General features: G+C 69.7%; 8 protein-coding genes. All 8 read right to left on the bottom strand.

Features of this window, described 5'->3' with window-relative positions:
- Positions 1–174: 174 nt before the first annotated feature.
- On the bottom strand, positions 175–681 hold the full coding sequence (locus tag DL991_RS41270; protein ID WP_125789784.1) for a hypothetical protein: 507 nt from the start codon (positions 679–681) through the stop codon (positions 175–177).
- A 719-nt stretch (positions 682–1,400) separates the two neighbouring features.
- Entirely contained in the window at positions 1,401–1,934 is a 534-nt protein-coding gene (locus DL991_RS41265) for a hypothetical protein (RefSeq protein ID WP_125789783.1), read from the bottom strand.
- 69 nt (positions 1,935–2,003) lie between these two features.
- On the bottom strand, positions 2,004–2,684 hold the full coding sequence (locus DL991_RS41260) for a hypothetical protein (RefSeq protein WP_125789782.1): 681 nt from the start codon (positions 2,682–2,684) through the stop codon (positions 2,004–2,006).
- 456 nt (positions 2,685–3,140) lie between these two features.
- Positions 3,141–3,350, bottom strand: a complete 210-nt coding sequence (locus DL991_RS41255; protein ID WP_125789781.1) for a hypothetical protein — start codon at positions 3,348–3,350, stop codon at positions 3,141–3,143.
- A gap of 88 nt (positions 3,351–3,438) precedes the next feature.
- Positions 3,439–3,858: a hypothetical protein gene (locus tag DL991_RS41250; protein ID WP_125789780.1), complete on the bottom strand. Its 420-nt coding sequence runs from the start codon at positions 3,856–3,858 to the stop codon at positions 3,439–3,441.
- Positions 3,859–4,014: 156 nt separating this feature from the next.
- Positions 4,015–4,221, bottom strand: coding sequence for a hypothetical protein (locus DL991_RS41245; RefSeq protein ID WP_125789779.1), 207 nt, complete (start codon positions 4,219–4,221; stop codon positions 4,015–4,017).
- A 448-nt stretch (positions 4,222–4,669) separates the two neighbouring features.
- Positions 4,670–5,644, bottom strand: a complete 975-nt coding sequence (locus DL991_RS41240; protein WP_125789787.1) for a bifunctional DNA primase/polymerase — start codon at positions 5,642–5,644, stop codon at positions 4,670–4,672.
- A gap of 68 nt (positions 5,645–5,712) precedes the next feature.
- Positions 5,713–6,501, bottom strand: coding sequence for a hypothetical protein (locus DL991_RS41235; protein WP_125789778.1), 789 nt, complete (start codon positions 6,499–6,501; stop codon positions 5,713–5,715).
- Positions 6,502–6,559: the final 58 nt, after the last annotated feature.

The following is a 6,559-nucleotide window of genomic DNA, read 5'->3' as shown; positions in this document are numbered from 1 at the left end:
GCGGTGGAGGGCCCGCAGGGCGGCGGGCCGGGTTCATCGCCGCGACGCCGTCGGCGGCGGTGCTGGTGTCGGTGCGTCGGCACGCCCGCGTGTCAGGGCACGCCCAGGGGGACGGATCGGCGCCGGGGTACTCGGGTTAGCCCCGGCCCAGGCTGGCCGGGGCACCCGGGCTGGTCAGCGGGTGAGGGTTTTGGTGAGCGCGCGGTGGCGTTTGAGTGCGACGACGGCGGTGGTGGCCGCGATGGTGCACAGGCCGGTGAGGATCCAGTCGGGGGCGTAGAGCTTGAGCGTGGCGTATTTGCCGCGGAAGGCTTTGTCGTCGACGACGGTCCAGATTTCGATGGGGAGGCGGTCGACTTCGCCGGTGTAGCTGAGGGTGCCGCGGGATGCTTTGTCGTTGGGGGTGAGGCCGAGTGCGTTGGCCCATTGGAGGGCGGCTTGGCGGGCGGCGGCGGGGCGGGGGTTGTGGATGATTCCGCGCAGTTCCGGGCCGGGTGTGGGGATCTTGATGGTGGTGGTGTTGGTGGTGTGCCAGCTCCAGCTGGCGGGCTGGCAGCCGGCGTGGTTGCCGATGCGTTCGATTTCCGCCATGACGGCGGTGCCGGATTCGACGAGCTGTGTGGTGTTGCGGCGCAGCAGGCCGCTGGGGAGCGGTCCGGGGTCGTGGTGTTCGCTGAACATGGTCGCCTCCTGGCGGGCTGGGTGTCGGTGGAACGCGGCTGTGCCCAGCACGGTGCGGGAGAGGTCCGCTAGGACGGCGGGGGTTCTGTGCGGGCCGGTCGGGTGGCCCGCAGCGGAGCGAGGACGGTCACCCGACCGGCCCGCGCGGGGTCATCGCCGCGTGCCTCTCCGGTGCCGTGGTGCCCTCGGGCGTTTCGACGACATCCGGGCCTGGTGGCGCTGTGTCCGCCGTGCGGACCACGCTGGTCCGGCTCGGCTGCGGTGAGCGCCGTTCCTGGCCTGCTGCGCAGCGAAGTCCGGCTTTGTCCTCGCGCTGTGGTGAAGGTGAGGTACTCCGGGGCTGGGCGGCGGCATCAGGCGGGACGCGGTTAGTTGGTGCTCCGTAGCGGTTCGGAACTGGGTGCTGATCGGTCGACGAGGTGTGCGGATGGGGCGGTTTTGGCGTAGCGCCGCCAGGCGCGAAGCCCGCGTGGTCGGCGCCCCCAGGCGCCGACCACGCCAAGATGCGCAGCATCTGGGCGGAGGCGCCTCTGGCGCCGGAGCCCGATCCCTTGCCCGCCGGCAGGCGGGCCGGGTGGGCGGGGGGCGCGGGGAGTCTGAGGGGGCGCGAGCCCCTTCAGATCGGTGGGGCGGCTCGAGGCCGGCCCTGCCGATGCTTCGCGCCGCGCGGGCGGGAAGCTGGTGGCTCCTCGCTCGCGTGGCGCGTTGCTTCCGGGTGGTCAGATCATGCGTCCTTGGCAGTCTTCGAACGCGAAGACTGGTTGGTGGATTCCCCAGCCGTCCCCGTGGACTGGGCAGGGTTGGGCTGGCTTGATGGGCTTGTGGTCGTCGGTGAAGTAGTAGAGCTTCTGCTCATGGGCGTGGTGGATCGGGCGCCCTCTGTTTGAGTCAACGTCGATGATCAGGTGTCCCGGGTCCATGTCGTGACCGGGTTCTATTGCGCACTGATCGCCGTTGTTGACGGTCCATGCGCATTGCGGCATGTAGAGAAAGTCGTGGAGGCATTCGGGGCAGAAAGAGATTTTCGCGCCGCTTGCGGGCGTCGGGGTCTTGGCGTCGCCGTTCTCAACGTACGCGGTGATGAGGTCGGCTTCTGTCGGGTAGATGCGGCCGCATTCGTAGCAGTGCTGGTAGGCGTTCGGGTCGAACGTGTCGGCGTCGTTGGGCATGTCGAATACTGGGCGGCCGTCCGGGGCGTGGTCGTCGAACTCGGCGCCGGAATCCGGCTCGGGGAACGTGTCAAAGCTGGTCATGCTCGCGGTCTCCTGGGGGAAAGCGCCGGGGGACCGGCGGCCGGAATTCCGGCCGCCGGTCGCGGGGTGTCAGGCGGGAAGGTTCGCTTGGGCGTACTCCCGGGCGGCCCTCATGGCGGCTTTGAGGATCGGCAAAACCTTGCCGTTGGCAATGCCCTGGTGGGCGGGCTTCATGTCCGCGTAGTCGGGGATCCAGGCGCGGGCGGCGGCGGCGATACCCCGTCCAGCCACTCGGCCGTTGCTCCAGTGCTTGACGGCGGCGGTAAGGCCGGTCTCGGCCTCATAGCCGCTGATCTCCGGGTACGCGAACCGCACGATGCCGACGGCGATCGCCAGGGCTTCCGTGCGGACTTTCGCGCGGACGGCGTCCTTTTCACACGCCGGGCCGCAGTATTCAGCGTCCGGGGTGGCGGCAATGCTGGTGTCGCAGTACCCGCAACGGTAGATCTCCCCCGACTCCGGGTCGATGCCCAAGGCGTGCAGCCGTGCGGCGGTCTCCTCGGGAGTCTCCTCGGCGGGCGCGGCCTCGGTGGCAGGCTCCGGCGCGGCGGTCTCCTCGGCGGGCGCGGGCAGCTCGGGGACGGTGACGCCGTTGGTGTGGCACTCGGTGCACAATCCGCGCTGGCGGACGCTGCGCCGCTTCTCGGAGTCGGACAGCACGAGGTGGCAGTCGGGGTTCGAGCAGAGGGAGATCGCGCCGTCAACGAGGGTGAGGTGAGCGTTCACGGGAGCGGCGACGGTGGTGGTCATGTTTGCGTTTTCCTTTTCGCTGTTGTGGGGTTGTCGTCCGGAGTTTTGGCGGCTCCGGGTGGGGTTTTCGTTTCCCCCTGACAACGACAATATTACCTGGTTTTGCGCCGAAAAGGGAGTGCTATCGGGTCATTTTTTGGAGATATTTTCGACGTCTGGCCGAGCTGAAGAATGGGGCTTTTTTGCTTTTAGTCCTTGCCTGCAAAGGTGGGTCTTTGTGCTTCATTCCCTCGGCCTGATGTCGTTAAGCCAGGGGTGTCAAGGGCGCTTTTTCCCTTGACACCCCTGGTAGACATCAGGAAGGCCGAGGGAATGAAGCACAAAGACCCACCGAACCGCCGCTTTCCTGCTCCATTCCCGAGGCCTGCCTGGGGGGTCCGGGGGGTGGCGAACGCCCCCCGGGACAACCGATTAACTGCGGCGCCATTTTCGACGTTATGACTCGTAAACCATTCTTTAGAAGCCGACGAGAATGTGCGGCCATCTTTGCCGCGCGATTTGTCTACCAGTCGCCGAGGAATAGAACGCCGCCGAATACATAATGAGGCCGAGCATTGTTGCCAGCAGCCAGGAGATCGGATGGTGAGCCAGGGCGAACAGTCCCTTGTAGACAACGGTCGCGACAAGGGTGGCGAGGGTGTTGCGGATGAGTTTGTCTCGGGTCACGGGAAAACTCCTGGGATGTGAGGATGGCGCCCGACGCCGGCTCGATGCCGGTCGTGCCGGGCGCCGCTACGCGGGCGGGTGGACTGGGTCAGGCGGCGGCTCCGCCCTGGTCCGTGGCCGGCACGCCGAGTTCCCGGGCGGCTTGCCAGATGACGGACGAGACGTAGCGGGCGCTGTCGGAGCGGTGCAGGCTCATCCGGCGGACGCGCTGGCCGTTGAGGACCGCGGCAGTGGTCTTGGCGTAGGGGCGGGTGGGGATGAAAACCCCGCTGGGGAGAGTGACGCCGTGGCTGCGGGGGTCATCGGGCCGTGTGGTCCAGGTGGCCTTGATGCCGTCGATCATGAGGCGGATCCCGACGGCCTGGGCGAACGCCCACGCGGCGAAGCGGTCTACCGTTCGCGCGGCTGCGGGGTCGCCGTTCGCGCGGTGTTTGGCCGCGACGGCGGCAAGGGTGCGGGCTAGGTGCTCGCGGTTGTCCATGTACTTGAGGAGTGCGGCGGTGGGCATGGTGCGGCTCCTGGCGAGTCGGCGGTAGGTACGGGCGTGCTGGGCGCGCCGCGGAGCGGCGCGATGACGGTGTGCTGGGCGTTGCCGCGCCTATGTGTGGGCTGGGGCTCCTCTGGGTGGCCTGGCGGGCCGGTCACGGCCCGCCAGGCCTCGGGCTCACCAGCCGGCGGCGGTGAGGTCGTCGGCCATCAGCTCGAAGGCGAGCCGGTTTTCGGCGGCTTCGCGGTCGTCGTAGTCGCGCCACGCTTCGACCGTGGCGGAGTCCGGGGTGTGTTCGATGACGTGGCCGCCGAGGAGGTCCTGGATCAACTCGGCCGCGGCGACCTCGGTGTCGATGTCGGCGAAGAGGGTCTGGCTGCGCATCGGGTCCTCCTGGGGCTGGGGTGTCTGTGGAACGCGGCTCTGCCCAGTGCGCCGTAGGAGGGGGCCGAAGGTCGGCGGGGGTTCTGGGTCGGCCATTCCGGTGTGATCGCCGCAGGCGACCCCCGGAGGGGGCTTGTCTCACCGGAATGGCCGGCCCAGGTTCATCGCCGCTTGCCCCTGCTGCGGTGTACTGCCCTCGGGCGATCCACTGGCGGTCCAGCTCGGGACTCCGATGAGCGACCAGACCCGGGCGGGACAGGGCCAGCGGTGCGCACGGTTCCGGGAGTCGGGGCCGTGGGCCCGCACGGCACCCGGCGCCTGCCGCTGAAGCCTGGTGGCGGGTCGGTGACGGTGACGCCGCACGGGTTGTCGCCCGACGGTCCGGGACTGTCGGGCGACAACCGGCTAGCGCGAAGGTTCCAGCGGCGGTCGCGGCTCTGCGGGCGGGTCAGGCGGTGAGACCGTTCAGCGGCCGCGGGTTGGCTTTCCCGCGCTCCAGGCCGTTGCGCACGTGACGCCGGGCCTCGGCAGAGTTCCAGTTCTGCACCCCGTCGTGGTGGTGGGCGGCGTTGAGCAGCGCGGTTTCGGCGGCCTGCTCGTCTAACAGTCCGTTGCCGACCAGCTCTCCCAGCGCGGCCGCCGCGGCGAACAGCGTGTCTGCGCGGGTTCCCGGCTGCGCGTGCTCGACGTTGGCTGCCTCGTTGGCCACGGCGGCTCGCACGTAGGCGTCGCGGCGTGTGCCGCGGGGCAGTTGCAGCGGGATCCGTGGCTGCGGCGGCGGCGGCGGTGGTGTCAGCTTGGTGACCAGCCAGTGAGGAAGTGGAGCGACCGGCAGATCCCGTATGACGTGGTAGAGACGTGGGCGGCCGTTGACCCGCCGGACCGATCCGGTGGCCACGATGAAGCCGCCGTCGGCGCGGGTGTCGACGTGCCAGCCGAGTCCGTTGCCGCGGTCTCCGGCCGTGTTGCGCAGCGTGACCCCGGCGGGTGCGGTGAAGTAGCGGTGCTCCCCCGTTCCTGGCGGTCCGGTCTTTCCCGGGGTGATCACGGAGTAGGTGTTGACGGGCTCGGGTTCACCGGCACGATCGGCGAGGATGCGCAGCACGTCACGACCGTGGGTGACTCCCCGCTCGGCCCATTCCGGTGGCACGGGTGATCCGCGTGCCGGGTCGAGGTCAATCACCACGAGACCGGCCCGCCGGCAGGCAATCCCGACGTTGTAGGCGGCCTGTGACCAGATGTCGGTGATGGCGTCGGCATCGGTGGTTGCGGCGTTGTCCCAGTCCTCGACCGCCGGGAAGGTCGAGTACGGGTGCAGGGGGAAGACCGGCCAGCCGCGGCGGGCGGCGGCCAGCGCCGCCTTCAGGCGCGGTGGTGGATTCTGTTGCCGAGCCGGTGTTCCTGTGCCTTTTCTGGGGTCCATGGTGTCCTCCTCCCCTGGCTGGTCAGGGTAGGTGGTGGCGGGGTCGCCGCGCAGGAGGAAACCGCTGCTCACGGGGTCACCACCTGGTCGACGAGCAGGGCGGTCGCGTTGTCACGGCCTCCGTGTTCCGTGCCCGCGCGGCCGATCACGGACGCTGTGGCGGTCGCGACGGTGGTGGTGACCATGTGCTCCCACCGCGGGAGGTGGTGGGAGCACCAGCCCGGCGCCGCCTCGTGATGGGAGTACGCCTCGCGTAGCCAGGCGCGTGCTTCCTCGGCGACGGTGTGGTCGGTGGTCAGCTGGTTCAGGCGGTTGTCACGAAACTCGTAGCCGCGGCAGTCCCCCACCCACGCCAGTTCGTACCCGTCGCCGCCAGCACGGGCGGCGGCCACGACCATCACGGCGTCTTCCACCAGCTCGCGGCGGGCCAGTTCGTTGCGCGCGGCCAGCACGGCGCCCGCGGGATCGAGGCGGCTGCCGTAGCGGGCATGTACCGCGGTGGAGGCGGCGACTCGTGCGGCGTGAGCCGCGTCGGGGTTGTCGCCGATGCCGTCGGCGACGGCCCATGCGGTGACCTCGCCGGTGACGTCGTCGACGAACACGGCGGCATGGTCGGCGTTGACGCGACGGTCGCCGGTGAGGCTGGCGCGGCTGCGGTGGAACACCGGCCGCGCTGCCGGTCGCTCCAGGTGCTGGCGTGCGAGAGCGCGCGCTTCGGCGTGATTACCGGGCGGGGCGGCGGTTTCCGTCCAGCCGCACAGCCCGCACAGTGCCCGTGGCGGCTCGTCGGGGCGGGGCTGGACGGCGGCGACCTTGTGCAGGGCTTGGCCGGTGGTGGCGCGCAGGACGTGGAGCATGGTGATTCTCCCAAGCAGGTAAGGAAAGTGGCGGGTGGAGCCCCGGTGCTGGCGGGGC

The organism is Amycolatopsis sp. WAC 01375 (assembly GCF_003947325.1).
Classification (GTDB): domain Bacteria; phylum Actinomycetota; class Actinomycetes; order Mycobacteriales; family Pseudonocardiaceae; genus Amycolatopsis.
The sequence above is the reverse complement of the archived record's forward strand: the minus strand, read 5'-3'. Positions and strand labels throughout refer to the sequence as shown.

Bases quoted from the DNA above. Each gene is read 5' to 3' on its own strand.
- DL991_RS41270 (WP_125789784.1), bottom strand. From the start codon at position 681: ATGTTCAGCGAACACCACGACCCCGGACCGCTCCCCAGCGGCCTGCTG.
- DL991_RS41265 (WP_125789783.1), bottom strand. From the start codon at position 1,934: ATGACCAGCTTTGACACGTTCCCCGAGCCGGATTCCGGCGCCGAGTTC.
- DL991_RS41260 (WP_125789782.1), bottom strand. From the start codon at position 2,684: ATGACCACCACCGTCGCCGCTCCCGTGAACGCTCACCTCACCCTCGTT.
- DL991_RS41250 (WP_125789780.1), bottom strand. From the start codon at position 3,858: ATGCCCACCGCCGCACTCCTCAAGTACATGGACAACCGCGAGCACCTA.
- DL991_RS41245 (WP_125789779.1), bottom strand. From the start codon at position 4,221: ATGCGCAGCCAGACCCTCTTCGCCGACATCGACACCGAGGTCGCCGCG.
- DL991_RS41240 (WP_125789787.1), bottom strand. From the start codon at position 5,644: ATGGACCCCAGAAAAGGCACAGGAACACCGGCTCGGCAACAGAATCCA.
- DL991_RS41235 (WP_125789778.1), bottom strand. From the start codon at position 6,501: ATGCTCCACGTCCTGCGCGCCACCACCGGCCAAGCCCTGCACAAGGTC.